Below are 24951 nucleotides of genomic sequence, written 5' to 3'. Positions count from 1 at the left end.
ACGATCGATTTATATAGGAGGTAACACTATGCAATTAGAACAACAGATCATTAGCTGGAGAAGAGATTTTCATCGCTTTCCTGAACAAGGTTTTCTAGAAATGCGCACAGCTTCCATCGTAGCAAACATATTGGATAGCTTAGGCTACGACTTAAAATTAGGAAAAGAAGTCATGAAAGAAGACGAATGTATGGGGAAACCTACTGCAGAAAAGACCCGTCAACACGTGGAGTGGGCAAGAGAAAATGGAGCCGTGGAACGTTTCCTTCCTCATTTCGAGGAAGGTTTCACAGGAATCGTTGCAACAATGGATACGAAGCGACCTGGACCTACCGTCGCTTTCCGCGTTGACATGGACGCTCTACCTATTCTAGAATCTGACACTGAACAGCATGCACCTATGAGTTTAGATTTCCGCTCTACTGCTGAAGGTTCTATGCATGCATGCGGACACGATGCGCATACTTCTATCGGTCTTGGACTGGCTACTATGTTAGCTGGAAATCAGGATAAGTTAAATGGTGTCATCAAGTTGATTTTCCAACCAGCTGAAGAAGGAACACGTGGAGCAAAGGCAATGGCTCGTGCTGGAGTAGTAGACGACGTAGATTACTTCGTTGCTTCTCATATTGGAACAGGCGTGCCACAGCACCATTTTGTCGCAGCAAATAATGGTTTTCTAGCTACGACAAAGCTTAATATTACGTTTACTGGTAAAGCTGCACACGCTGGTAGTGAACCTGAAGTGGGTAAAAATGCGTTACTAGCAGCGGCAAGCGCAACATTGAATATGCACGCTATTTGTCGCCACTCTGGCGGAGATTCACGGATAAACGTCGGTGAACTACATGCTGGATCAGGAAGAAATGTCATAGCCAACCATGCAACTTTGATTGCCGAGACGCGCGGAGAGACTAGTGAAGTAAACGACTATATGAAGGAACAAGTAAAGAATATCGTTGCAGGTGCTGCACAGATGTATGGAATCGACTATACAATCGAAACTGCTGGAGAAGCCGTCAGCGCTAAATGTTCTGAAGACTTAGCTAAAAGATTGGGTGAAATTGCTGAGCAACATTCCTTTATCGAAAAAGTCATGATCACTAGTGAAGATAGTGCCGGTTCAGAAGATGCAACTTACTTCCTCGAATCTGTTCATCAGCATGGCGGTCAAGCAACTTACTGTATTTTTGGTACAGATTTGGCTGCAGGACATCACCATGAATGTTTCGATATCAATGAAGATACCCTTCTTCCAGCGGTGGAAATTTTATTCGAAACTGCAGTAGAATTAAGTCATTCAAATCGTAACGAAGTACAATAACATTTCACTGTTCGATTTATGACTAGACGATATTAAAATCCCCTTACCATTTTGAGATCAAAACTGGTAAGGGGATTTTTTCCTTCTATTAAATAACCTTTATAATGCCTAAATTGCAATATTAAGTTAGCCACTTAGATAAAATCCAGTGTATGTATGAAGGGGGCTGTTATCCCTCTATCGATAATCTCTTTTTGAAAATACTAAGCTAACCTAGCTAACTCTTGTTCAAACAAAACGGATGGCTGTCGATAGTTCAAAATCTTCCTGGGCAACTGATTCAATGTCTGATAAATATGTTGAATAGACGCTGTAGAGTAATCAGAAATCGCTTTTCCTTTGGGAATATATCGTCTGAGAAGTCCGTTGTGTCGCTCGTTGGACCCTCTTTCATACGGTGCGTATGGACGAGCGAAATAGACGTCCGTGACCCCTTGAAGACTCGTTGTTAGATTAGAAAACTCGCTGCCGTTATCTGACGTAATCGTTTTAAATACTTGAGGAAACAGCTCGCCGAAATCCTGTCGTAATTGGTTCATCGCATAGTCCACTGAATCGTGATCTTGATCGTCTAGTAGAATCGCATAATAGTTTCTCGTTTTACGTTCAACGAGTGTCAGTAACGCGTTGTCATCAGACTTCTGTCCTTCTACCGTATCAATTTCCCAATGACCGAATTCTTGACGGTTATCAATTTCAACGGGACGTTCAGCGATACTCATGCCCAGAATACGACGGTTTCTACGGATGCGTTTCACTTTGGTGTTCCGTCTTAGTTTCATCGGCAAGTCTATGTTTCGAACGCGTAATATGTCTAAATCAATGTAGTTATAAAGGGTTTTCGTGGACACTGTAGGTCGGTCTATCCATTCGTTTTGAAGGCTTATAAATCCAACAACCGCATCTGGCGACCAGTCCTCATCTAGGATCTTCTCACATGCGAAATCGATAAATTCACTCGCGATAAGCAACTTACTTTTCGCCCCGCACTGAAGTCGATTTCGTTCATAGATCGCCTGTCCCGTTTCAGCGAAATAGGCTGTATAGGGCGTGCGTCCAGTTTGAAGTTGAGTCGTGGTTCCACGCTCTAATTCATTGGCAATGGTTTGATGAACGCGTCCTAAGCGTCTGCCAATCTCTCGGTTGGTGTGCCCGTCCTTGTGAAGCGCCTCGATTTGACCGCGCTCAAAAGCTGACAGGTGTTTATTTTTACGGTTTTGTATGGTATTCTCAAGTTGTGCCACTATAAAACTTCCTCTCATTGTTTGTCTCGTAACTTCAATGATACACGAAATTTTATAGTGGCATTTTTTTATTTGAATTTAGATGGCTAACTTGATTGTACAATTGGCCCAAATTTAACTTTTGATAATCAAAGTATATCTAACTATACATTGATAGTAAGTTTGTTACTCGAGGAAGAAAATGCACAACTTCATGAGTTAGCATTTTCTCTTTTATCTCAACCGCTTTGTCACACGGAAGGTGCTTATTTTGCATCTTTATACCATGCAAGAAAAGCTGTAGAATTAACTGATTATAAAAATGTTAAATACATGGAAAACCTGCTTTTTCTGAACATAGTTCCTGATAAAGTAATTAGCGATGAAGAAACTCATGAAATTGCTAAAAAAATTATTTTATTTTATTAGAACCTAAGAATGAAGTCGCTAGGGAAATATTAGATTAAAGCGTGATTAAAAAACTTCCGAATCTAACACAATCTAAATATGTTAGATTCAAAAAAGAGCCTAACCCCATTCAATCAAAGGGTTAGGATCCTTTATTTTGATTACTATTTTTATTTGAAATATGAATCTAACATAGCGCGTGGTATTAGGATAGTTATGTTAGATTGATTGTATTAACTGGGCAGTTTAGTACAGAAAGAATGGTTTTCATGAAGGAATAGAAATATATGAAGTTAAAAAAATATGTGATATCGAGATTGTCCAGACTAAAATAGTTTGGGCTTTTTTGATTCTTTCGATTGAAACCATTATTATGGAAGGAACAGAACAAGTCGGAAGAGGTGGCAAAATGGCGAAAATAATACCATTCAAAAATAGGCGGCAACTATAAACAGAAAAGGAAGTTAAAGTTATGCGTGAGTGGGAAACCCACCTAGAATGGGAAGAAGCAAATTGCCACCATGTAATAGAAAGAGAAACGGAAGAACAGGGATTGTCACAGGAGGAAATCGAGTGGCTGAATGAATGGCTGGGCGAAGAAAAATGATTACCATAGAAGTTGAGCTAGAAAAGATGAAAGAGCTTTATCTTCAGAAAATAGATGAGCATTTACAAGAACTTGAATCAGAGGTATTTTTCATGAATTCAACTAGCTACATATTTAAACATGTCGTGGAATACGATTGTAACCCATCTTTTATATGATGAAGAATTTCCGAAGATATGTCTAGGGAGCAAGTGGGCGTTTCATAAAAAAGAGATCGGTAAATATATGGAGAAGTATAGAACAGAATACTAGCATGCGTGTGTCTTAATCCGTGAACAGTAATATATCTTATCTCCAATTCATCCAACATTATTTTTAAACTTTTATTTACTGTTGCATTTGTTAGCACGTTTGATTTATTATATGGACTGCAGAAAAACAAGTCATGTAAATTAGGCGAAGTTTCATCAAATAAATCCTGAAAGACATTCATGGTATCTTGGTCTATTAAGATTACGCACTCCGAAGAATTGTTTTTTTGTGGTTGAAAATCCAAATCCTTCTTTATAATCCCAAGTCCTTTTTATATGTAACAAATTGTTCTTGAAATCGAAATCATCTCTGGTTAGGCCTACACGATCCCCAAAACGCATTCCAGATGTTAATGCAAGTAGAAGTAGGGAAAAAGCTAAGTGACCAATCTAAACGTTTGTATAGGTCTTTCATGAGTTTACAGCTATACGTATGTAGAGATTTTCTTATCACTCGCTGCTAAATATCGGGTAGCGAGTATTTTTGCGACACAATCTCTTGGCCAACTTGAAATCGAGTCGGGAAGTCTTGGTCCAAAGGCGATGAAACAAGCGATTCTTACGTCATGTCGAAACAAGATCTGTTTTGGTGGCATTTCCGCGCAGGATGCTCAAGATTTTGTGGATGAGTACTATTGAAATATTGGTTAGGGAATTGAATACCTCCTAACCCAATGGGTTTTTCTGATAAACGGATCTCAACGATTTATTCATACAATGGGTGACCAAGCTTATATGTGGGAAATAGATTATTAGTTTTGCTATGTTAGTAAATTTCATAATTCAATCTCTTTTCTGCGTCGGGTTTAAGTAATTATGAAATCGACTCACGTAAATTTTTGTCTATTTATCAGTTGGTCAATGAAATTTCTAGAGTATCTACAGTAACAACGGGTATCCATGTATTGTTCACTTCGTTTTCGTAAAAATAAATATTGCATTAATTTCAATTCCTGTTTATAGTATTTAATATAGCGACAATTTCGTTAAGTCTACGTTAAATAGAAAATGGGGGAAAATTTTTCCGAAAAGGAGGGTTACATATGGTTTCTAAGAAACAAAGAAACTTGATTTTGTTATTACTATTTATAGGTTGGGCCATTGGTAACTTCGATCGTTATTTTATAAACTATGCAATATTGTCCATCACTGAAGATTTACAATTGAGTCCTACAAGTACTGGACTTATCCTTAGTAGTTTTTTTGCGGGATATGCGCTTATGCAAATACCAGGTGGTTGGTTGGCAGATAAATTCGGTTCTAGGAGAGTCTTAATTGTATCCGTCCTGATGTGGTCGATCTTTACAGCGGCGACGGGGGCAGTATGGTCACTGACTTCGATGATTATAATCCGTTTCTTATTCGGGATTGGAGAAGGTGGATTTCAACCTTCAAGTTCAAAACTGATTTCGCAAACGTTTCCAAGTTCAAAAAGAGCTTGGGCCATGTCTATTATGCTTTCAACTGGCGGTATTGTGTCGCTGATTGTACCGGTACTTTCAGTTTATTTGCTGACAACAATTGGTTGGCGAGTGTCTTTTCTAGTACTGGGCGGTATCGGGCTTATTATTACTGTTCTTTACTGGGCTTTCATCAGGCTGCCCGAGGGCTTTAAAGAGGAAGAATTCAAACCGGTTGGCGAGAATCAGGAGGGCGTTTTCAAGCAATTGATAAAAACTCCGTTGATGTTGAATCTATTTATCGCCTATTATAGTATTTACGCGATTAACTGGGGTTTAGCGACTTGGTTGCCGACTTATCTCGTCAATGTACGTGGACTTGATTTAATTTCACTTGGATGGGTGCAAACAATTCCAGGTTTAGCAATGGTCTTAGCGATTTTCTTATCTGGATATGTGATTGATAGGCTTCCGGAAGAACGAGAGAAAGTGATGGGAGCAATTGCATGTGTCCTCATTGGGATTATTTTATATCTCATGTTTAATGCGCCGAACGTAACGATGTTCATCACTTACCAAACAATAGTGATTATGTTCATTTCATTTATAATACTTTTATTACCATCTATTATTTTGAAAAGGTTTCCATCTACTGTAGTAGGTACAAGTATGGGAATCGCGAACACGGGTGGCCAGTTAGCAGGCTTTATTACGCCACTTGCCATCGGGTTTATTGTACAGATGTTTAATGGATCGTATAATGCTGCTTTTTGGATGTTAATTATTTTTGCTGTCATTTGTACGGTTTCATTATTGACGTTGAATTACCGAAAAGGCGAGTTGCTTCAAGCTGAGCAATGAAAGTGATGCTATGTAACGGCAATTTATATAGAGGAGAGATAAGTGATGGATTTACTGAAAACGGTTTCAAGGCTAATCGAGCAAAAAAGAGAAAAGTTCATTGCACTAAGCGATAAAATCTGGGAAGTACCGGAATTGTGTTTCGAGGAACATCAATCTTCTGCTTATTTAATAGGGGCTTTGGAAGAGGAAGGTTTTAAGGTCGAGCGTGGCGTAGCAGGACTGGAAACCGCTTTTATTGGAAATTACGGAAGCGGGAAGCCTGTTGTCGCGATTTTGGGTGAATATGATGCATTGGCGGGGCTTAGTCAGAAAAAAGGACTTACCCATCACGATCCAGTTGTCAATGGTGGAAATGGCCATGGCTGTGGTCATAATTTGCTGGGAACAGGTGCATTTGCCGCGGCTGTTGCAATTAAAGAGTATATGGAGTTAAATCAGTTAAAAGGAACAGTCCGCTTCTATGGCTGTCCCGCTGAAGAAGCCGGTTCTGGTAAAGCATTCATGGCTCGTGCTGGTCTTTTTGACGATGTGGATGCTGCGTTTTCATGGCACCCTTGGGATGTTCCCGGTCTTATGGACGTGAAGACGCTCGCTAATTACTCTGCTCGTTTTAAGTTTAAAGGGAAAAGTGCCCACGCAGCGGCGGCGCCTCATTTAGGTAGGAGTGCACTGGATGCGGTGGAATTGATGAATGTCGGTGTGAATTATTTGAGAGAGCATATGGTTCAGGATGCCCGTATCCATTACGCAGTTACAGATACAGGCGGCATCTCACCGAATGTGGTCCAAGCGAATGCCGAAGTCGTCTATTTGATACGAGCTCTGGAGAAGGATGAAGTTCAATCGCTTTACGAAAGAGTCTATGACATTGCACGCGGAGCAGCCTTAATGACAGGCACGACGTTTGAAGTGGAATTCGAAGGGACTGCTTCTAACTTAATCCCAAATACTGTGCTTGCGGATGTGATGTACGAGAATTTAACGAAAGTCGAGATTCCTACTTATGATGAAGCGGATCAAAAATTCGCCAAAGAGATTCGAAGTACGCTTTCACAGGATGATTTAAACAATGCGTACGTGGGACGCGACAGGGAAACAGTGAAAAAGTTGAAAGAACTGGACATTGCAGACTTTGTTCCCTCACATAATCCCTCGGATGCTGTATTATCAGGCTCTACAGATGTAGGGGATGTTAGTTGGATTGTTCCGACGATGCAATGTCTGACAACTTGTTTTGCACTCGGCACCCCACTTCATACATGGCAAGTCGTTTCGCAGGGAGTTACACCGATTGCGCATAAAGGGATGCTACAGGCAGGGAAAGTGATTGCGGCGACAGCCATCCAAGCGATGGAAAACCCGGAAATTATTGAACAAGCCAAAGCTGAGTTGCAGGAACGTTTGGATGGTAAGACATACACCTCATTAATCCCCGACTCGGTGAAATGAAAACTTCATATTTTATTTGGAGGCTGAATTGATTCAGCCTCTTTTGGAATTCTATTACTTGTGTGAAAGGTGATAAGTTGGAAATTCACTGGATTTCAATGGGATTTAACAGTAAAATTAAGTAACATACGCGTTCAGAAAGTAGGTATTCGTCATGTACAAAGTTGGGGTTGTCGGTCCTAGTCAATCCGTGAACAGGATTCTTACATTGGCAAGAGAAATTGAACAAGAGTTGGAATTCGTCCCTTATATTTATAAAAAAACAAGCGAAGTGAAAGATTTTGTGTCGAACCCTGAGTCACCAGTAGATTATTGGCTTTTTTCAGGCTATATCCCGTATAAGATTGCGGTGAATACTGTGGGAAAAAATGAAACCTTTCTCTATATAGATTCTGGTGAATTAGATATTTATAAAGGAATTGTGACTCTTTCAAATGAAAGTAGAAAACTGCCGGAACGGATTAGCATAGATATGATTGCGTCATATTGCCCTGATGAGTTGTCCCAGTTAGAAGGAACGATGGCGGAAGTATATATTAAAAGATTCGATGTTGAGGTTGAAACGGCAGAATTATTTGATTTTCATTATGAGTTATGGGAACAAAATAAAATAGAAGCGGTTTTAACTTGTTATCCAACCGTTTATGAAGATTTACAAGAAGCGGGTATTCCAGCATTTTGGTTATCTCCAACACGAAATGAAGTTTTCCATACCATTCGGATGTTTTTCGAGAAAATTAAAACCTCATATTATAAGGATACACAAATCAGTGTAGAAATGATTGAGATTTTAGATTACGACACGATTAAAGAGAAAATGAGAGAATCCTATCAATTGGATTATTTGGAATTGCATTTGAAGAAGACACTTATCCAGCTTTGTGAAAGATTGGATGGTTCGCTTTTTGAACAAGGTAATGGGCGCTATGCAATTTTTAGCACAAGGGGAGCAGTCGAAAGAGAAATCGGTACGTTGAAAGAAAAAGTGAATTACCTTTCAGTTGAAGCAGGTTCTGGCATTGCGGTCGGGATTGGTTTCGGACAGACGGTCTTCACGGCAGAGACGAATGCCTATCGTGCGATTCGGGAATCCAAGAGAAAAGAGAAGCAGGATATCGTCATTATTCAAGAAGATGGAGCGATGATTGATGCAGTTGGTGCGGAAGAGGAACTAGCCTATGACTACCGGACAGATGATAAAGAATTTTTGGCGAAATTAAAAGAAGGTAAAGTTAGCATCAAAACGTATAAGCGAATTGAATCTTTAATCAGAAAAATGGATTGGACGAATTTCACGACGAAAGATTTAGCCATTCATTTAAAAATGAGTGAACGCAATGCTCAGCGAATTGTATCTAATTTGGATAAAGTAAGTTTAATAGAATATGTTGGAGAAGAATCACATTATGCAAGAGGGAGACCTGTGAAAGTATATCAACTGAATTGAACTATCAACACGTTAGCTTCGTTTGACAGTAGGAGATTCTTAGGAATAAGTTATAGTAGCGGCCTACTCCAAGTTCGGAGCTGGCTTTGTAATAGCTTTGAAATATCTTCTTAACTAATGGAAGTTCCGAAGATACACACTATTGGATTTTACAGATGCCAAACAACCTACGCCAGCCAGGGATGATGACAGGCCGGTCTGTTGCGTTTAAAGTTCTGAACCATGACCGTGAAGCAGAAGTTTTCACTGAATCACGTATTGCTGCGTTGGAACAAATGTGGAAATTCAGAGGGGGTGGGTCAAAATGACCTGGACCCCTTATTTCTATTATAAGGAGGAGAAATTCATGTCAATCAGTCCATTTTCTTTATCTCATGAATGGAGCTTGTATTAGACAAAAATACCATTAAGCATAAAGCGTTCAGACCTTGTTAACGGTGCAAGTTAACAAATTATTTATGGAGAATATCATGAAAGATGATTCGTTTGAAAACTACCGAAACTTTACTCGATTGGATGACTTATCTTCAGCCATCGGAACTGTGAAATTTGGGGAGAAAACGAATGAATGGTTAATTGAACAAAAAGAAAGGGACAAAGGCTTACAAAAACAAATGCAAGAGGTTCAGGCGATGAAAAGGCAACTTCAAAAGCAGGAACAAAAAAATGGGGCTGGAAATGGTAGTGAGGAGTTACAAGAGGACTTAATAGAAGCAATGTCAGACTTGGGGGATCAACTTCAACAGACGTTACAGAATAACAGTCATAGCTTTTCAGAAGCGATGTCACCAGCTATACAGGAAATGAAACAGACGAAAGACAGCTTGAAATCATTACTTGGAGGCACGAGTGCAGGAAGTGGTGACGCAGAACTGAAAAAAGTTCCTTTACGAGACCAAATTTCATTAGCTGAAAAGATCGCGTCTAATAAACAGATGAAAGAAATTGCGGATTGGGCGGGTCGATTCAAACAGATAGCCCGTAAAAAGCAAAAATCTAAGCATAGTGATTCAATGGAAAGAAGTGGGGTTACCCTAGGCAACGATATTGAGAGAATGCTACCAATGGAATTGGGTTTGTATACACATCCAATAACGAAGAACGACTTCCTACGTCGCTTTGTGGAAGGCCAAACGATGCAATATGAACTGAAAGGACATGAGGTACTAGGGAAAGGTCCAATTGTGCTTTGTCTGGATCAATCAGGCAGCATGCACAAGCTCGATACCCAATCAAAAGGTTTTACGTTAGCGCTCATGTCGATTGCAAGAAAACAGAAAAGGGATTTTTGTTTAATCCTGTTTTCTACTCGAACAAAAATCTTTAAATATGAAAGAGGGAAAATAAAAAGTTCAGATATGATCAATTTAGCTCAAACTTTCTTAGGTGGAGGCACGGACTTTGCGCTTCCTCTTGAAAGAGCGATGAATGTAATAAACGAAAGTCGTTTCAAGCAGGCGGATGTTGTGTTTGTTACGGACGGGGAAGACCGAGTGAAGGATTCATTCTTAGAAGTATTCAATAAAAAGAAGAAAAAAAAAGAGTTTAATGTGCTATCCCTAACGATAGGAAGCAATGCAAAAATGGTCAGGCAGTTTTTAGATAAGGTAGTACAAGTTAAAGATTTTGATGATACTGGAAGTTTTACTGCTTTTGAAATATAAACTAAGATAAGAGTAGTTATACAGGGCTTCAAGTAATAGTTGATTTGTCTACTGAATCCTATGACAAGATATTCCGTGCATTGGATTTAACAGTGAAATATGTTGGAGAAAATTTGATTCAAATAGGTTTTGATTAAGCGGTTGTCTCATTGGTCGGTTTCGACTGTGGGATAACCTTTTTGTGTTGTAAACTTTTTTCAGCATTCTTTAAGAATTACAACAACTTCATAGGGGATTACAGATAACATTCTATCCCTATACATCCCCAATATATGACGTAATATTTAGCCCCTATATAAAGGTGTACATTATCTTCGTGATATTGTATAATTTTAAGTAACAGAAGCATACTATGGAGGAGAAGATAAAAATGGGGATGAATGTTATGGAGAAACCACAATTTAATGTTGATCAAGTTATTTCTGCTTCAAATGCTGCTAAAAGATTTGCAGAAGTACGTAGAAATGCAAAAACGAGTCCACAATTTATTTCTCAAAATAACAGCATTGATTCAGTTGTACAAAGCTATGAGGATTACGAAAAAATGTATATGGAATTGGAAACTTTGCGGGAGTTGTTTTTTGATTTGAATCTTTCTGATCGAATTGAACAAGCAGACTTAAAACCCGAACTTAGATTCACTATTAAAGATGTAATGGGTGAAGAAGGATATACTGAGTTTCAAAAGATTGATCCGAATTCTATTTCAGATGAAGAGTTATTTGGGTAATGTATGGAAAATAAATTCGAGATAGTATTTATAGAAGACGCAAAAGAAGATTATCGAAAATTAGATGGTTCTGAGAAAAAATATGTTGATATCGCACTTGCGAAGATTAGATTACGAGCAGATGAGCTTGGTGAAGAACTAACAAAAAAAGGTGACTCCAATTTAATTGGCTGTAAAAAGATTAAGTTCAGAAAAATAGGTATTCGAATAGTCTTTAGGGTTATTGGTGGTCAAGTTGAAATAGCTGAGATTATTTCAATTGGAAAACGAAGGAATGATGAGGTTTATAAAAATGCTGCTAAACGTCTCAGAAATATAAAGAAAAAGCATCAATGAAATCGATTATTATTTCATTGATGCTTTTTTATGTAAGTATAAAGCTTGGCTTACTTCACAAACGCCCCAGATAGCGGTACAACTTCTAATCAACCTTATAGATTTCAACCCATTCTATTCATCATCTTTCTTAACGAGCTTTTTTAGGGTTGTGTTGATATTAATAAGAGCGATGAGGATAAAACCAAGCATTATAAAAGTTACAATCTCACCTGTAAAAAAAGCAACAATACCCAAAATCAACGCATATAACGAGTACATCCAGTTGTTCATAAAATCCTATCTTTCCTACAAAATGGCCCGTTTGCGGCACATTGATTTCATTATACCTTACATTCATCAGTATATAAACACTTCAATATATTCGAATTAATTAGCCGGACTAGAAAAAGGGTAATTTACTGAAATATCGACATTGAACTATTTTATTTCCAAGACTTTTGATACTTTCAAAATAAACTCTTATAATACAGGGAACACGTTTAATCGAAAGAGGTCGGGAATATGGTCATTATAATTCCTTTTAAAACTAGACACCAATTAGAAACAGAAAAAGCAGTTAAAGTTATGCGTGATTGGGAAGCACATTTGGAATGGGAGGAAGCGAATTGGCATAATGTAATTGCTAAAGAAGAAAAAGAAAAGTCCTTGTCACAGGAAGAAATCAACTGGCTTAATAATTGGCTAAGTGAAGAAAAATAATAATCGTGGAAGTTATTCAATAAAAGCTGAACTATTTCTGTGTTTTAACATGTTTTGGAAAACTTCAAAACAAAGAATGCAATTTGAAACCATATTTATTTAGCAGCTGATTGCCGAATTTTTTAGGAAGATATTAGCATAAAAAAGCGTTTACTCTGTCAAAAGAGTAAACGGCTAAAATGCACAATAAAATGATTATGCACAAATTATACACAAGCATTGCCGGAAGTGTTGTACCTAAAGTATCTATAGGCGATAAAAGAAACCGGCCTCGGGTATTTCCTAGTCTTTTTCGGTTAAGTTGAGTAAGACCTAAAACATCCACAAACGTTGATATAACAACGTTTGTGGATGTTTTTTGTTTGGTTCTATAATAAATGTTGGGGTTCTCAAACAATTGAACAAAAAAATGCACGTGATCACCAATTTCTTTTATACTTGAATTGTCGAGAAACAAGTCAAAGAGAAAGGTGATACGTGCATATGAATTTTATCATGAATATTCCTGGATTAAAAGATGTACTCATTGAAAAGATAGAGGAACATGGAGAGCGAATCGTTCTATATGTATCGCTACCCAAAAAACTTCATCGTTGTCCGAGTTGTGGTGCGCGTACCAAGAAAGTACATGATTATCGGCTCCAAAAGATTAAGCATCTTAAGTGGTTTGAACGACTGACGTGTCTATTTTATAAACGTCGTCGATACGCGTGTGCTTGTGGAAAACGTTTTTCTGAAAAGGCTTCTTTTATTGATAAGTATCAACGGTTTTCGAAAGAATGGAATCTAGTAGCACAAGTCCGATGCATCAAAGCCAAGACGTTTAAAGAAGCTGGGGAGACGTTAGGAACTTCCAGTTCTACAATCATCCGTCGCTTTCAACAAGTGGCAAAGCAACACATGGTATCGGGGGTCCGGCTTCCTAAAGCGATTACTATCGATGAATATAAAGGCGATACAGACGCAGGTACCTATCAACTTATCGTTGCGAATGCAGATACGCATGAACCACTCGACATCTTGCCTAATCGTAGAAAAGATACGATCAAAGACTATTTATATCAGTATGGAGCGGATGTAGAGTTGGTGGTAATGGATATGAATCCGAGCTTCAAAGCAGCGGTAAGGGAAGCTTTAGGTCGTACTGTCATCGTCGCAGATCGCTTTCATTTTTGTCGCTATATTTACTGGGCCATTGACGAGGTGCGACGCAAAGTGCAGAAAGAACGGCATGCGTATGATCGTAAGAAGTGTAAACGGATGCGGTATGTGCTCTATAAGCGAAGTAGGAAACTTCATGACAAATCCAAATGGTACCGCGATCGATATATAGGCATGTCTGAAGAATTGAAAACAGCTTATGAATTGAAAGAAGCGTATTGTGAATGGTTTGATTGGGCGAAGACGACAGATGATGTCGTAGAAGTGAAAAGAAGATTAGAAGCGTTTTACCGTAAGGTGGGAGAAGCACGGATTCCTGACTTTTTAAAGGCGATTCAAACATTGAAGAACTGGCAAGTCGAGATCTTGAATAGTTTCGCTTTTAATTATTCAAATGGATTTCTTGAAGTAATTAATAATAAAACAAAAGTGATGAAACGTAATGCCTATGGCTTTAGACGTTTCGATCGCTTTAGGGCGAAGATTTTATTAAATATACAGTATAAAGAGATTGGTGTTCATTTAGGTTGAGGGATGGATTTAAATTCACTCCACCCCAACATTTGATTTAGAACCTTTTGTTTTTGGTGAATATGATAGGTTTTGAAAAAAATCACACAAATTTCACACAAGGATTACACAAGCATGCTCTCAAAGATTGAAATAGTTTCTTCTTCATCTTATTCTCACATCTCGTCCAAGATGTGAGAATAGGTCTTCCACGTTGCCTCTACATCCTTATGTCCAAGTCGTTCGCTGCCATAGTTCATAGAAACCTTTTGATTGGATTCACCGCCGTACACAAGCACACTTGCGTGCTTGTGACGTAAACCGTACAAATTATTTTTGTAATTTCTAATTCGTCTAAAAGTTTGTTTAATAACTTATTTACATTGGCATTGCTGATCACTTTATATTTTGAGGTTTGGCTACAGAAAACAAGGTCGAAGGAATTTGTGGGAGTCCTTATAAATAGTTGTTCGAAAGTATCCATAGTAAATTTATTAACTTTAATAACACGTATAGACTCATCATTTTTGTTGACCCAAATCCTTCAGGCGGGTTCTTTGCATAGCCCCAAGTCTTCTCGACATGCAAGTTTTATATGAATTGCTCACTACTAAAGGATTCAATACCATTTAATCTGGAATTGACATTTACGAGTAATCATAGAGTTATCATTAGGAAGATCTTTAATTTAGAAGAAGTAGAATTTCTTGAAAAAATAAACACACTTCCGTATATAATCATATGCTTATATACGGTTGGTGAAGATGATAGATCAAGAAAACCGTAACGATTGATCTGCAACGGGTATCACAATTATTAAGATTGCTCGGACTTCCAACACGTTTAACGATTTTGAAGTTACTCAAGTCACATGAATGTTGTGTATGTTAATTTGTTATGATTTTAAAAATGAGTCAGTCGACGATAAGCCAGCACTTACGAAAACTTAGTGATATTGAGTTAGTTAAAGAAGAACGCAAAGGTCAGTCGGTTTTCTTCTCGATTATTGAAAATTACCAGTATATTTAAAGCATTCTTGAACATCTTTCGGAACAGAATAAATCAATCGCTGAACTGAAAGAACAAGCGCTTCGGGTTTATTGTTAATAAGAATAAGAAAGTACGTTGGTTTCAGTAATTACAGCATCATTGATTTACATAAATACACTAATATTTATCAATTGCCAGCCTATTGTAAACTTATCGATTGGATGGTCTGCCCTTCATATGCCAGATTAGCTAAATGTAGCGGTATTAGCATGTTTGTTTACGTAAGCCAGTCGCTGCTGCTTTGTTCGCAAACGATGGGGCAGTCCTTATGCTAACGCCAATTGTGCTTGCAATGGTGCGAAAGTTGAATTTCAATGAAAAAATGATTTACCTATTTATTATAGCCAGCCGTTTTATAACCGACATCACCTCGTTATCTTTGGTATTGAGTAACTTAGTCATTATTTTTCCAGTAGAATTTTTGGCTATTGGCTTTGTGGAATACGCATTATGTATGATTATCCTGAATTTATTCGCATTAGTTGCAAGTATTTTAGTTCTGTAGTTATTCTTCTGTAAAAGTATGCGTAAAGGCTATAAATTTTCAGATTTAAAAGAACCGAAGGATGCAATCAAAGATATAAAATTGTTTCGACTAGCTTGGATGACCTTAAGCGTGTTACCTGTAGGCTATTTCTATTGTGGACTTACGGGATTGCCTGTCACTATTATTGCCAGTCTTACTGCGATATTCTTTATGGCCATGGCACAAATGAGTCCCGCTAGTCAGACAATTGGAGTACTTAAAGGTGCGTTGTGGACCACCGTTTTCATCTCTGTTGGAATTGTACGTGGTCGGTTACGGCTTGCACAATGCGGGTCTGACAAGCGTCTTGGGCATATGTAATTCAAATGGTAACCAATCAATGAATATTTGTCGCGACGATATTTTAGTCCATTATGAATAATATACCTGCGGGCATGATTAATGCATGGCCATTTCAGAAACGAACACAACGGGATGCAATCGTGAAGCTTTAATTTATGAAAATATTATCGGAGCAGATTTAGGTCCGGTAATTACGCCAATCGGTTCGTTAGCCACATTATTATGGCTGCATGTATTATTTCAAAAAGGTGTGAAAATTTCCTGGGGTAGCTATTTTAAAATCGGTATAATTTTTACAGTACCACTGTGCTCATTGCATTATCGGATAGTATATTAGGCTGTAATTCAGTAATAAATGTAAATAGAGGTATTTATTATGACTAATAATACAATTTATTTCTTATGTAAAGGGAACTCGTGTCGCAGCCAAATAGCTGAAAGGTGGGGGGGAAATATATTCGGTGAAGAATGGCATGTTCTTAGTGCGGGAATTGAAGCACACGGCGTCGATATTTCGGATCAAACTTCAGGTATTGTTGATCAGCAAATCTTAAATAATGCAGACTTTGTCCTTACGCTTTGTGGATTCGATGATCTAGCCAATGCAGAAGGAACAAAGGAAGAGAAATGGGCGTTCTTCCAGCGTGTGCGCGATGAAATTGGCGCAAATATTGAACGTTCATCAAAAGTCAGCGGAAAAGCACAATAAGTGTGACATCTGGGGTATGACATATATATAGATAGAACAAGCCGGTTATTCCTACGTTAGGGAAATGACCAGCTTGTTACGTGATGAAATATTTAACTTTCTGAAGGGCATGTAAAGTTATTTGATGAGCACAACTAGTTTTCGGGATCATTATTACATCGTTTGATGCAGTATTGCATCGAAAAGTGTGTAGAAAAATAAAGTTTTGTGTAACCTACCATGAATGGAAGTTGGCACAGGACTTGCATTAATCATAATAATGACGAAAGACAGAATGAAAAAACAAAGGGGATCAAAATGAAGCAAGGTAAAGTAGTCGGATTTATCCATAGCGGGATCACAGTAAAAAAATTAGAGGACTCACTCAAGTTTTATGTAGAACTATTAGGGTTTGAACTTTTATCTACACAAGTTACAAAAAGTGATTATATTTACGATATTGTTCAGATTCCTGGATTGCAGGAAATTAAAATAGCATATGTACAAATTCCAGGTGGACAAAAGATTGAAATCCTGGAGTATGTAGGCGTCGATACATACTCGGGAAGCGCAAGATCGTGCGATTACGGGACTGGCCATATTTGTTTACTAGTTGAAAATTTGGAAGAAATGTTTGAACAATTTAAATTGAAAGGCGTTAAATTTAAATCTGAAAATGTCGTTCAAATAACAGCAGGTGCAAATAAGGGTTCAAAAGCAGTTTATATGTTTGATCCAGATGGATATATTTTAGAGCTGAAAGAAAATATCGGATAGTTAACATTTCATAGGAAGGGAATTGTTGCTTTCATCGATGATTGGATACAATCTCAGACAAAAAAGCATTGAAAAGGTTAAAACTATCTGATATAGTTGTTTTTTTGTATCCAATCTAAAAGGGTGAAGAAAATTTGGCTCAGGGAAATAAAAAATCTACAGTAGTGTCCGTTGTGAAAAAAGAACTAAGAAAGGCAATTTTGGATGGCACCTTCAAAAAAGGAGACCGTGTAATACAATCCGAATGGGCGAAAAAATTGAATGTGAGTCGAATGCCCATACGTGAAGCGCTTACTCAATTGGAAGCTGAGGGGCTTGTTGAAATTGTTTTACACAAAGGGGCGGTAGTCACCCCGATTACCCGTGACGACATTGAGGAAATTTATCAGGCAAGGGCAATGTTGGAGGGTTTGGTTGTCGAAAAATCTTTACCGTTTCTAACAAAGGAAGATAAAGAAGAACTAGGGCGGCTTCTTAAGAAAATGGAATCACTGAAACTAACCGATGCGACAAGTGAACAATACGTTGCATTGAATGCAAAGTTTCATGGAAAACTTCGAAAAGGTTGTCCATGGATGCGCGTTCATAAAATGGTCGAAATGCTTGGCATTTCACCACTTGCTCCTACTTTACTAATTGACTATTACGACAGAACTCAACAGGAACACCGAAGGATCTATGAAGCAGTTATTAGAGAAGATTCGGAAGAACTAAGATTAGCAGTTGAATATCATATATTGCGCACGAAAAATAATTTGATTGAGTGTATGAACCAATTGAATAATGCAAAGCGCCTTGATTCGAGCGAAGACGGACAAAATTAGTAGATGTGTATAATTTAGGAATAATTTAATTGTGTTTAAGTGCAATTTGAATTCATAGAAATACTGATTAGGGGGATCAATATGTATGATTTTGCAGTAGTTGGTGGCGGTATTGTCGGTTTATCAACGGGAATGGCACTTTACAAGCGATTTCCGAATGCCAAGATCGTTATTTTTGAAAAGGAAAATATATTAGCATTTCATCAAACTGGACATAATAGCGGCGTCATCCATTCGGGGATTTACTATAAGCCTGGCAGTTATAAAGCGCGTTTTGCCCGACAAGGGAATAAATCGATGACTGAATTTTGTGCGGAGCATAATATTATGCATGATATATGCGGAAAAGTCATTGTTGCGACAAAAGAAGAAGAGTTACCTTTATTAGAAGATTTGTATGAACGTGGCATTCAAAATGAATTGTTAATTGAAAAACTTACGAGAGAGCAAATAAAAGAAGTTGAACCGCATGTAAATTGCTTGGCGGCTATTCGTGTACCAACGGCGGGCATTGTGAATTATCGGGAAGTAAGTGAGAAATTCGCTGAAATTATTCAAGAACAGGGTGGAGAAATCCGATTGGGAACTAAAGTAGAAAAAATGGTAGAGCAAGATGATGGGGTAACGATAGAAACGAGTAAAGGAACTGAGAAAGCACGTATTGCTATAAATTGCGGCGGACTACAGAGTGATGAAATTGCCAAGGCGACAGGGTATCTAACAGACATGAAGATTGTTCCTTTCAGGGGAGAGTACTTCAAGCTGAAGCCGGAAAAAAGATATCTTGTAAAGAATTTAATTTATCCGGTTCCAGATCCTAACTTTCCATTTTTAGGTGTTCACTTCACGAGGATGATTGACGGGGAAGTGGATGCAGGGCCAAACGCAGTGTTGAGTTTTAAGCGGGAAGGTTATAAAAAAACGGACTTGAATGTTAAAGAGTTAATGGAAGTCTTAACGTATGGAGGGTTCTGGAAACTTGCGAGAAAGTTCGTGAAGGAAGGGATTGGGGAATATAGCCGTTCATTTAGCAAGTCCCGTTTTACGGCAAGTCTGCAAGAGTTGATTCCTGAAATACAGGAAGATGATTTAATTGTTGCGCCAGCCGGAGTGCGTGCACAAGCGGTTAGAGATGATGGAACTATTGTAGATGACTTTCAAATCATTACCGGAAAGAAAACAATCCATGTTTGTAATGCGCCTTCGCCAGCAGCAACCGCTTCCATTGAAATTGGAAAGGAAATTGTCAATCGGATTCCTGTTCAAGAACATTTGACGGACCAACTTCATTCATAGAAAGTATAAGTATATTTTGATATAGGAGAATGGAGAAATAATAGCTGCTTTGTGATAATGCCTAAATTTCAGGAGGGAAAATGATGACCAGCTTTGGAAATTTTAGAAATCCCACTCAAATTACATATGGGATGGAAGCAATTAATCAAATTGAAAACATCGTCAATGGACAGCAATTCAAAAACGTACTTATAATTACGGATCCGGGGATTTTACAAACGGAATTAATTAGTAAAATTCAATCGCAGTTACAGAACGTCAATTACAAGATATACGGCGAGACGCAACCGAATCCTACTGTTGCAAACTGCAATGACGCATTAGAAATGTTAAAGGAAATCTGGGCGGATGTTGTCATAGCGATTGGCGGAGGGAGCTCCATTGACGTTGCTAAAGCAGTTGCTTTACTTGCAACGAATGGGGGCACGATTGAAGAGTACGAAGGAATTGATAAATTCAAACAGGACTTATTGCCACTGATTGCAATACCAACTACTGCCGGAACAGCGAGTGAAGTGACGACTTTTACGGTCATAACAAATGAAGAGAAACAATATAAACTGACTGTCGGAGGGATTCGGCTTGCACCAAAATGGGCGCTTGTAGATCCACTGGTCACCAAAACGTTGCCACCTTCAATCACCGCTGCAACAGGGTTGGACGCACTCGTACATGCAATCGAATCCTACACATCAAAAGCGGCGAATCCAATTACTCAAACACTTGCAAGGGAAGCAATACGAAAAATAAGTGCGAACTTGAGACAAGCAGTTTACGGCGGGGACAATCTTGTTGCTCGGGACAATATGATGATGGGTAGTTTACTGGCAGGACTAGCCTTTAATAATACAAGACTTGGGAACTGTCATGCACTCAGTCATCCAATCAGTGCGATTTACGGCGTTCCACATGGGGTAGCTAACGCAATCATTATACCACACGTTATGGAATTCAATGCCCTTGCTGTTCCAGAACTTTTCGGTGATATTGCAGAAGACATGGGGGAGAATCTTGAAGGGCTAACATTAATGGAAAGAGCGGAAGCAGCTGTAAATGCAGTGAAAAAACTATCAAAAGATATCGGAATAAATGAAAGCTTCGCTGAATTTAATATTGGTTTAGAACATTTGGATCAAATGACTAAAGATGCTTTGTTAAGCGGAAATATCGAGGTCAATCCAAGAATTACGAAGTACGCAGATGTAGAGGAACTTTATAAGAAATCTATAATAAACACAAAGTGAGACGATTTGGTTAGACGATAGACATTAATGTAGAAATCTTATATTATAATAAAAAAATTCAGGGGGAATAAAAATGATGACAACTATAAAAGAATTCACTTTAATAGACTTAGAAAACGTTGGATTATTTGTAAACGGGGAATGGCTCACATCGTTAAAAGAAGGGACCTTTTCTGTTGAAAATCCATCGACGAAAAAAATAGTCGCACACGTTCCAAAAGGTGGTCAGAAAGAAACAGAGAAAGCGATTGCAGCCGCACATGACGCCTTTCAAACGTGGTCAAAATTGACAGCACAAGAGCGGGCAGATTATCTGTTGAAACTACGTGATTTAATGCACGACCATAAGGAAGAATTGGCTACAATTATGAGCCTTGAGATGGGGAAAGCCTTTCTGGAAGCTGTCGGTGAGGTAACATACGCTGCGAGTTTCCTGACATGGTATGCGGAAGAAGCCCGTCGAATTTATGGGGAGACAATCCCAGCATCTTCACCGAACAAGCGTCTATTTGTAGTTAAACAGCCGGTTGGCGTTGTTGCTGCAATTACTCCTTGGAATTTCCCGGTTGCGATGATGACACGGAAACTAGGACCAGCACTGGCAGCAGGCTGTACAGGAATTGTAAAACCGGCAAGTCAATCACCATTAACAGCTCTTGCCTTCGCTAAATTAGTCGAGATGTCTGGAATACCAAATGGCGTTGTAAACATTGTTGCTGGCTCCACGAAAGAAATTTCAGATGAGATTTTTAACAATCCAATTGTAAAGAAGATTTCCTTTACTGGTTCGACTGAAGTTGGAAAGGAACTGGTCGTACAGTCTGCAAATCAATTGAAAAAGTTATCATTGGAACTTGGCGGACATGCTCCGTTCATCGTGTTTGAGGATGCAGATTTGGAAAAAGCGGCTGAAGGAGCACTTGCAAGTAAATTTAGAAATGCAGGTCAGACATGTGTTTGTGCGAATAGAATCTATGTTCATAAAAATATTAAAGATGAGTTCGCAAAAATATTTGTTGAAAAAGTTAAACAGTTGAAAATGGGCGATAGCTTGGCAAAGAATGTCGAAATTGGACCACTTGTCAATGAAGAGGGCGTAATTAAGGTGAAAGCGCAAGTTGAAGATGCGGTCAATAAAGGTGCGAAAATTTTAATTGGCGGTACGAATGGGAATCTGAAAAACGGTTATTTCTTTGAACCTACTGTATTGGACAACGTTACAAATGATATGGATATTATGAAGGAAGAAACGTTTGGGCCAGTTGCGCCATTGACAATATTTGAAAGTGATGAAGAAGTCATTCAGGAAGCGAATAATACAAAATACGGATTAGCTGCCTATCTTTACACGGCTGATCTTAAAAGAGCAATAACAGTGTCCGAAGCTTTAAATTTCGGCATTATTGGACTCAATGATGCGCTTCCAGGGGTCGCTCAAGCTCCATTTGGCGGCATGAATGAAAGTGGTTATGGACGTGAAGGCGGTCACCAAGGAATTAGGGATTACTTAGAAGAGAAGTATATTTCTTTGGAACTTTAAGTAGCCAGGTAAAAGTCGGATTGATAAGACGATGAAAGGAGTAAAAAAATGGGCACTGAAAACTTTTTGAAATGGGATATCGAGACACTGTCCAAAGCTTTTGCAAATAAAACGCTTTCTCCTGTTGATGTAATGGAGAAACTGTTGATGAACATAGAGAAGGACAACGAACAATCAAATACCTATATTACGGTGTTAAAAGAAGAAGCACGAAGTGCCGCTAAACAAGCAGAGTTGGAAATAGGGCAAGGACATATAAAAAGCATATTTCATGGTGTGCCGATTGCTGTAAAAGATATGATTGATACGAAAGACAGCCGGACAACAATGGGTTCACAAATTTTTAAAGATCGGATTCCAGATGAGGATGCAACTGTTGTGACGAAACTGAAAGAGGCTGGTGCGATTATCATTGGGAAGACAAATACACATGAATTTGCTTACGGAGCTAGTGGAGATCGGTCGTACTTCGGTCCACCCGTTAATCCATTTAACGATAGAAAAATGGCCGGGGGTTCTAGTAGTGGCTCAGGGACAGCTTTAGCTAACAATCTTTGCTATGCAGCGTTGGGTACAGATACGGGAGGGTCGGTTAGAATTCCCGCCTCCTATATGGGAATTGTAGGTATGAAACCGTCTTTTGGCAGAGTGAGTAAATATGGTGTATTTCCTTTAGCGTGGACATTAGATCATGTGGGTCCAATGACGCGAAATGTGAAAGATAATGCCTTATTGTTAAAACTTTTGGTTGGTCAAGATAAACAGGATCCATTTACATTGCCAAGCGAAGCCGAAGATTTCACACGTATGTTAAATGCAGGGATAGAAGGTACTCGTATAGGAGTTCTTGAACTGTCTGATTTTGTAGCGGATGAAGTACGTAAGGAGTTTGAGCAAGCAATCCAACACTTTCAACAATTAGGAGCAACTATTCATGTTATAAAAGTAGAAGAGTATGACAAATTATTAGCAGCGTTTAGAACGACGATGCAAGCAGAAGCGTATGCTGTTCATGCAGAAAACATTAATAATTATCCCGATGGCTGGGATGAAGAGGTAAAAAATCGAATCGTCAGTGGTGAGATGGTGACAGCGAAAGCTTATATCGAGGCACAACTTATTAAAGGACAAATGACGCAAAACTACATCAATATTTTGAAAGATGTGGATGTTGTCATTTCGCCGACAGTCCCAATTGTAGCTGCGGATGTGAACGAGCGAATCGTGAAGGTGAATGGCAAAGAATATCCTATAGGTATAGTGCTTAATCATTACACTGGTCCACTAAATTTAACTGGTCTCCCTGCGCTTTCGTTGCCAATAGGCGTATCTGAATCAGGATTACCAATTGGACTACAAATCATTGGACGTCCATTATCAGAGGCAACTATATATCGTTTTGCAAGTGCATTGGAATCAGTTCTGAATAATTGTTGAGAAAGAAGGGTATAAAATGAAAGGGCTAGTAAAGTTTGAAAAGGGTTTTTCAGGTGTTAAATTAACGGAAATAAAGTCAAAGGCATTAAGTGAAAAGGAATTATTAGTAAAGATACATGCTGCTGGTATTTGTGGGACAGATCTTCACATTATGGCGGATGAATATCCATATACCCCACCAGTTGTTCTTGGGCATGAATATTCCGGAATTGTTGTTGAAGTGGGAAGCGAAGTATTGGATTTCGCTATAGGGGATCGGGTTGTTTCCCTAACGGCCGCTTCTACGTGTGGAAAGTGTGTGTATTGTGACCAAGGTTTACTTATGCTTTGTAAGGAAAAACAATCGATTGGTTCGCAAATAGATGGTGCATTCGCAGAGTATATTACAATACCTGAGAAAATCGCATTTAAAATACCAGATGAGGTCTCACTTGATGAGGCAGCATTGACGGAACCTTTGGCGTGTGCAGTTCGCTGTATAATGGAACGTGGAAATGTGCAAGGCGGCGATTTAGTATTAGTATCGGGTCCTGGAACAATTGGGATGCTTGCTTTACTAGTTGCGAAAGCAAATGGTGGTCGTGTCATTGTTGCAGGAACAAAAGCGGATCATGAGCGGCTAGCGTTTGCGAAAAAATTAGGCGCTATTGAAACGGTTGTCATAGACGGTGAGGAAAGTATGCAGCGGGTGATGGAGAACTATTCAATTGATGTCGCCATTGAATGTGCTGGTCATGAAAATTCTTTGGATAATTGCATTCATTTACTAAAGAAGCAAGGAAATTTAATTCAAATGGGTTTATTCGGAAAAGACATTAAATTTAACTCTGATTTGGTGCTGATGAAAGAACTTCACTATTCAAATGGTTTTGCTACTGAACCGACATCATGGCGAATTGCATTGAACTTGTTGGAGAATAAATTAGTAGATGTCGGACCATTAATCTCGAATAGGGTAGAACTGAGTGATTGGGAAAGAGGTATTCAATTAGTAAAGGACAAGGTAGGTTATAAAACGTTGCTTATTCCGAATAAGTAGTAATGAAGCGATGTTATTTTACATCGCTTCATTGCATAAAGGCATCATCTTTTATAAAAGTTACTTGATAAAGAAAGTGAATAAAGTGAATTAGTCGAAATTGAATTATTTATGTACAAGCCCTTATCCCGCTCGTACCTACATTTGAATA

General features: G+C 38.6%; 22 protein-coding genes and 1 pseudogene. 22 read left to right on the top strand and 1 reads right to left on the bottom strand.

Features of this window, described 5'->3' with window-relative positions:
• Positions 1-28 precede the first annotated feature (28 nt).
• Positions 29-1324 carry an amidohydrolase gene (locus tag CSV76_RS09965; RefSeq protein WP_085427264.1) on the top strand — a complete coding sequence of 432 codons (1296 nt, stop codon included), beginning with the start codon at positions 29-31 and terminating at the stop codon, positions 1322-1324.
• 203 nt (positions 1325-1527) lie between these two features.
• On the opposite strand, the gene CSV76_RS09960 is transcribed toward CSV76_RS09965, so the two are convergent.
• On the bottom strand, positions 1528-2571 hold the full coding sequence (locus CSV76_RS09960; protein ID WP_369823321.1) for an IS30 family transposase: 1044 nt from the start codon (positions 2569-2571) through the stop codon (positions 1528-1530).
• 159 nt (positions 2572-2730) lie between these two features.
• Here CSV76_RS09960 and CSV76_RS17300 point away from each other — a divergent pair, with 159 nt between their 5' ends.
• From CSV76_RS17300 to CSV76_RS09850, 21 genes and pseudogenes are all read left to right on the top strand, one after another.
• Complete coding sequence (locus CSV76_RS17300; RefSeq protein ID WP_099625491.1) at positions 2731-2976, top strand: hypothetical protein; 246 nt, start codon at positions 2731-2733, stop codon at positions 2974-2976.
• A 451-nt stretch (positions 2977-3427) separates the two neighbouring features.
• Positions 3428-3562 (top strand): hypothetical protein, encoded by a 135-nt coding sequence (locus tag CSV76_RS17845; protein WP_255396894.1) that lies wholly within the window; start codon positions 3428-3430, stop codon positions 3560-3562.
• Between the two features lie 1294 nt (positions 3563-4856).
• The gene (locus CSV76_RS09940) at positions 4857-6074 is read left to right on the top strand and encodes an MFS transporter (protein WP_085427027.1); all 1218 of its coding nucleotides are present in this window, start codon (positions 4857-4859) and stop codon (positions 6072-6074) included.
• 45 nt (positions 6075-6119) lie between these two features.
• Positions 6120-7526, top strand: coding sequence for a M20 family metallopeptidase (locus tag CSV76_RS09935; protein WP_085427026.1), 1407 nt, complete (start codon positions 6120-6122; stop codon positions 7524-7526).
• A gap of 154 nt (positions 7527-7680) precedes the next feature.
• Complete coding sequence (locus CSV76_RS09930) at positions 7681-8973, top strand: hypothetical protein (protein WP_099625490.1); 1293 nt, start codon at positions 7681-7683, stop codon at positions 8971-8973.
• A 155-nt stretch (positions 8974-9128) separates the two neighbouring features.
• The gene (locus CSV76_RS09925) at positions 9129-9281 is read left to right on the top strand and encodes a hypothetical protein (protein ID WP_199173052.1); all 153 of its coding nucleotides are present in this window, start codon (positions 9129-9131) and stop codon (positions 9279-9281) included.
• A gap of 150 nt (positions 9282-9431) precedes the next feature.
• The gene (locus CSV76_RS09920) at positions 9432-10637 is read left to right on the top strand and encodes a VWA domain-containing protein (RefSeq protein ID WP_143560849.1); all 1206 of its coding nucleotides are present in this window, start codon (positions 9432-9434) and stop codon (positions 10635-10637) included.
• A gap of 385 nt (positions 10638-11022) precedes the next feature.
• Positions 11023-11367, top strand: a complete 345-nt coding sequence (locus tag CSV76_RS09915) for a type II toxin-antitoxin system Phd/YefM family antitoxin (protein WP_158232786.1) — start codon at positions 11023-11025, stop codon at positions 11365-11367.
• A 3-nt stretch (positions 11368-11370) separates the two neighbouring features.
• Positions 11371-11703: a type II toxin-antitoxin system RelE family toxin gene (locus tag CSV76_RS09910; protein WP_085427022.1), complete on the top strand. Its 333-nt coding sequence runs from the start codon at positions 11371-11373 to the stop codon at positions 11701-11703.
• A 504-nt stretch (positions 11704-12207) separates the two neighbouring features.
• Complete coding sequence (locus tag CSV76_RS09905; protein ID WP_099625488.1) at positions 12208-12405, top strand: hypothetical protein; 198 nt, start codon at positions 12208-12210, stop codon at positions 12403-12405.
• A 483-nt stretch (positions 12406-12888) separates the two neighbouring features.
• Positions 12889-14097, top strand: a complete 1209-nt coding sequence (locus tag CSV76_RS09900) for an ISL3 family transposase (protein WP_099625487.1) — start codon at positions 12889-12891, stop codon at positions 14095-14097.
• An 876-nt stretch (positions 14098-14973) separates the two neighbouring features.
• Positions 14974-15105 (top strand): ArsR family transcriptional regulator, encoded by a 132-nt coding sequence (locus CSV76_RS17980; RefSeq protein ID WP_369823317.1) that lies wholly within the window; start codon positions 14974-14976, stop codon positions 15103-15105.
• 96 nt (positions 15106-15201) lie between these two features.
• Positions 15202-16292 (top strand): annotated as a pseudogene (locus CSV76_RS09890) (ArsB/NhaD family transporter).
• A gap of 39 nt (positions 16293-16331) precedes the next feature.
• Positions 16332-16664 (top strand): arsenate reductase/protein-tyrosine-phosphatase family protein, encoded by a 333-nt coding sequence (locus CSV76_RS09885; protein WP_099625486.1) that lies wholly within the window; start codon positions 16332-16334, stop codon positions 16662-16664.
• Positions 16665-16961: 297 nt separating this feature from the next.
• On the top strand, positions 16962-17420 hold the full coding sequence (locus tag CSV76_RS09880; RefSeq protein ID WP_158232785.1) for a VOC family protein: 459 nt from the start codon (positions 16962-16964) through the stop codon (positions 17418-17420).
• A 173-nt stretch (positions 17421-17593) separates the two neighbouring features.
• A complete protein-coding gene (locus tag CSV76_RS09875) occupies positions 17594-18244 on the top strand; it encodes a GntR family transcriptional regulator (protein ID WP_233204448.1) in 651 nt (216 codons plus the stop codon).
• Positions 18245-18325: 81 nt separating this feature from the next.
• The gene (lhgO, locus tag CSV76_RS09870; RefSeq protein ID WP_099625483.1) at positions 18326-19540 is read left to right on the top strand and encodes an L-2-hydroxyglutarate oxidase; all 1215 of its coding nucleotides are present in this window, start codon (positions 18326-18328) and stop codon (positions 19538-19540) included.
• Positions 19541-19623: 83 nt separating this feature from the next.
• Positions 19624-20784 carry an iron-containing alcohol dehydrogenase gene (locus CSV76_RS09865; protein ID WP_158232784.1) on the top strand — a complete coding sequence of 387 codons (1161 nt, stop codon included), beginning with the start codon at positions 19624-19626 and terminating at the stop codon, positions 20782-20784.
• Positions 20785-20857: 73 nt separating this feature from the next.
• Positions 20858-22324: an NAD-dependent succinate-semialdehyde dehydrogenase gene (locus tag CSV76_RS09860; protein WP_304442266.1), complete on the top strand. Its 1467-nt coding sequence runs from the start codon at positions 20858-20860 to the stop codon at positions 22322-22324.
• Positions 22325-22372: 48 nt separating this feature from the next.
• On the top strand, positions 22373-23761 hold the full coding sequence (locus CSV76_RS09855; RefSeq protein ID WP_099625481.1) for an amidase: 1389 nt from the start codon (positions 22373-22375) through the stop codon (positions 23759-23761).
• A gap of 16 nt (positions 23762-23777) precedes the next feature.
• A complete protein-coding gene (locus CSV76_RS09850) occupies positions 23778-24800 on the top strand; it encodes a zinc-dependent alcohol dehydrogenase (RefSeq protein ID WP_099625480.1) in 1023 nt (340 codons plus the stop codon).
• The last annotated feature ends 151 nt before the right edge of the window (positions 24801-24951 follow it).

This window comes from Sporosarcina sp. P17b (assembly GCF_002743115.1).
Taxonomy (GTDB): domain Bacteria; phylum Bacillota; class Bacilli; order Bacillales_A; family Planococcaceae; genus Sporosarcina; species Sporosarcina ureae_C.
Note: the sequence above shows the minus strand (reverse complement) of the source record. Positions and strands in the feature narration are given on the sequence as shown.

Coding starts and splice junctions, on each gene's coding strand:
- CSV76_RS09965 (WP_085427264.1), top strand. CDS start 29: ATGCAATTAGAACAACAGATCATTAGCTGGAGAAGAGATTTTCATCGC.
- CSV76_RS17845 (WP_255396894.1), top strand. CDS start 3,428: ATGCGTGAGTGGGAAACCCACCTAGAATGGGAAGAAGCAAATTGCCAC.
- CSV76_RS09940 (WP_085427027.1), top strand. CDS start 4,857: ATGGTTTCTAAGAAACAAAGAAACTTGATTTTGTTATTACTATTTATA.
- CSV76_RS09935 (WP_085427026.1), top strand. CDS start 6,120: ATGGATTTACTGAAAACGGTTTCAAGGCTAATCGAGCAAAAAAGAGAA.
- CSV76_RS09930 (WP_099625490.1), top strand. CDS start 7,681: ATGTACAAAGTTGGGGTTGTCGGTCCTAGTCAATCCGTGAACAGGATT.
- CSV76_RS09925 (WP_199173052.1), top strand. CDS start 9,129: ATGCCAAACAACCTACGCCAGCCAGGGATGATGACAGGCCGGTCTGTT.
- CSV76_RS09920 (WP_143560849.1), top strand. CDS start 9,432: ATGGAGAATATCATGAAAGATGATTCGTTTGAAAACTACCGAAACTTT.
- CSV76_RS09915 (WP_158232786.1), top strand. CDS start 11,023: ATGGAGAAACCACAATTTAATGTTGATCAAGTTATTTCTGCTTCAAAT.
- CSV76_RS09910 (WP_085427022.1), top strand. CDS start 11,371: ATGGAAAATAAATTCGAGATAGTATTTATAGAAGACGCAAAAGAAGAT.
- CSV76_RS09905 (WP_099625488.1), top strand. CDS start 12,208: ATGGTCATTATAATTCCTTTTAAAACTAGACACCAATTAGAAACAGAA.
- CSV76_RS09900 (WP_099625487.1), top strand. CDS start 12,889: ATGAATTTTATCATGAATATTCCTGGATTAAAAGATGTACTCATTGAA.
- CSV76_RS17980 (WP_369823317.1), top strand. CDS start 14,974: ATGATTTTAAAAATGAGTCAGTCGACGATAAGCCAGCACTTACGAAAA.
- CSV76_RS09885 (WP_099625486.1), top strand. CDS start 16,332: ATGACTAATAATACAATTTATTTCTTATGTAAAGGGAACTCGTGTCGC.
- CSV76_RS09880 (WP_158232785.1), top strand. CDS start 16,962: ATGAAGCAAGGTAAAGTAGTCGGATTTATCCATAGCGGGATCACAGTA.
- lhgO (WP_099625483.1), top strand. CDS start 18,326: ATGTATGATTTTGCAGTAGTTGGTGGCGGTATTGTCGGTTTATCAACG.
- CSV76_RS09865 (WP_158232784.1), top strand. CDS start 19,624: ATGACCAGCTTTGGAAATTTTAGAAATCCCACTCAAATTACATATGGG.
- CSV76_RS09860 (WP_304442266.1), top strand. CDS start 20,858: ATGATGACAACTATAAAAGAATTCACTTTAATAGACTTAGAAAACGTT.
- CSV76_RS09855 (WP_099625481.1), top strand. CDS start 22,373: ATGGGCACTGAAAACTTTTTGAAATGGGATATCGAGACACTGTCCAAA.
- CSV76_RS09850 (WP_099625480.1), top strand. CDS start 23,778: ATGAAAGGGCTAGTAAAGTTTGAAAAGGGTTTTTCAGGTGTTAAATTA.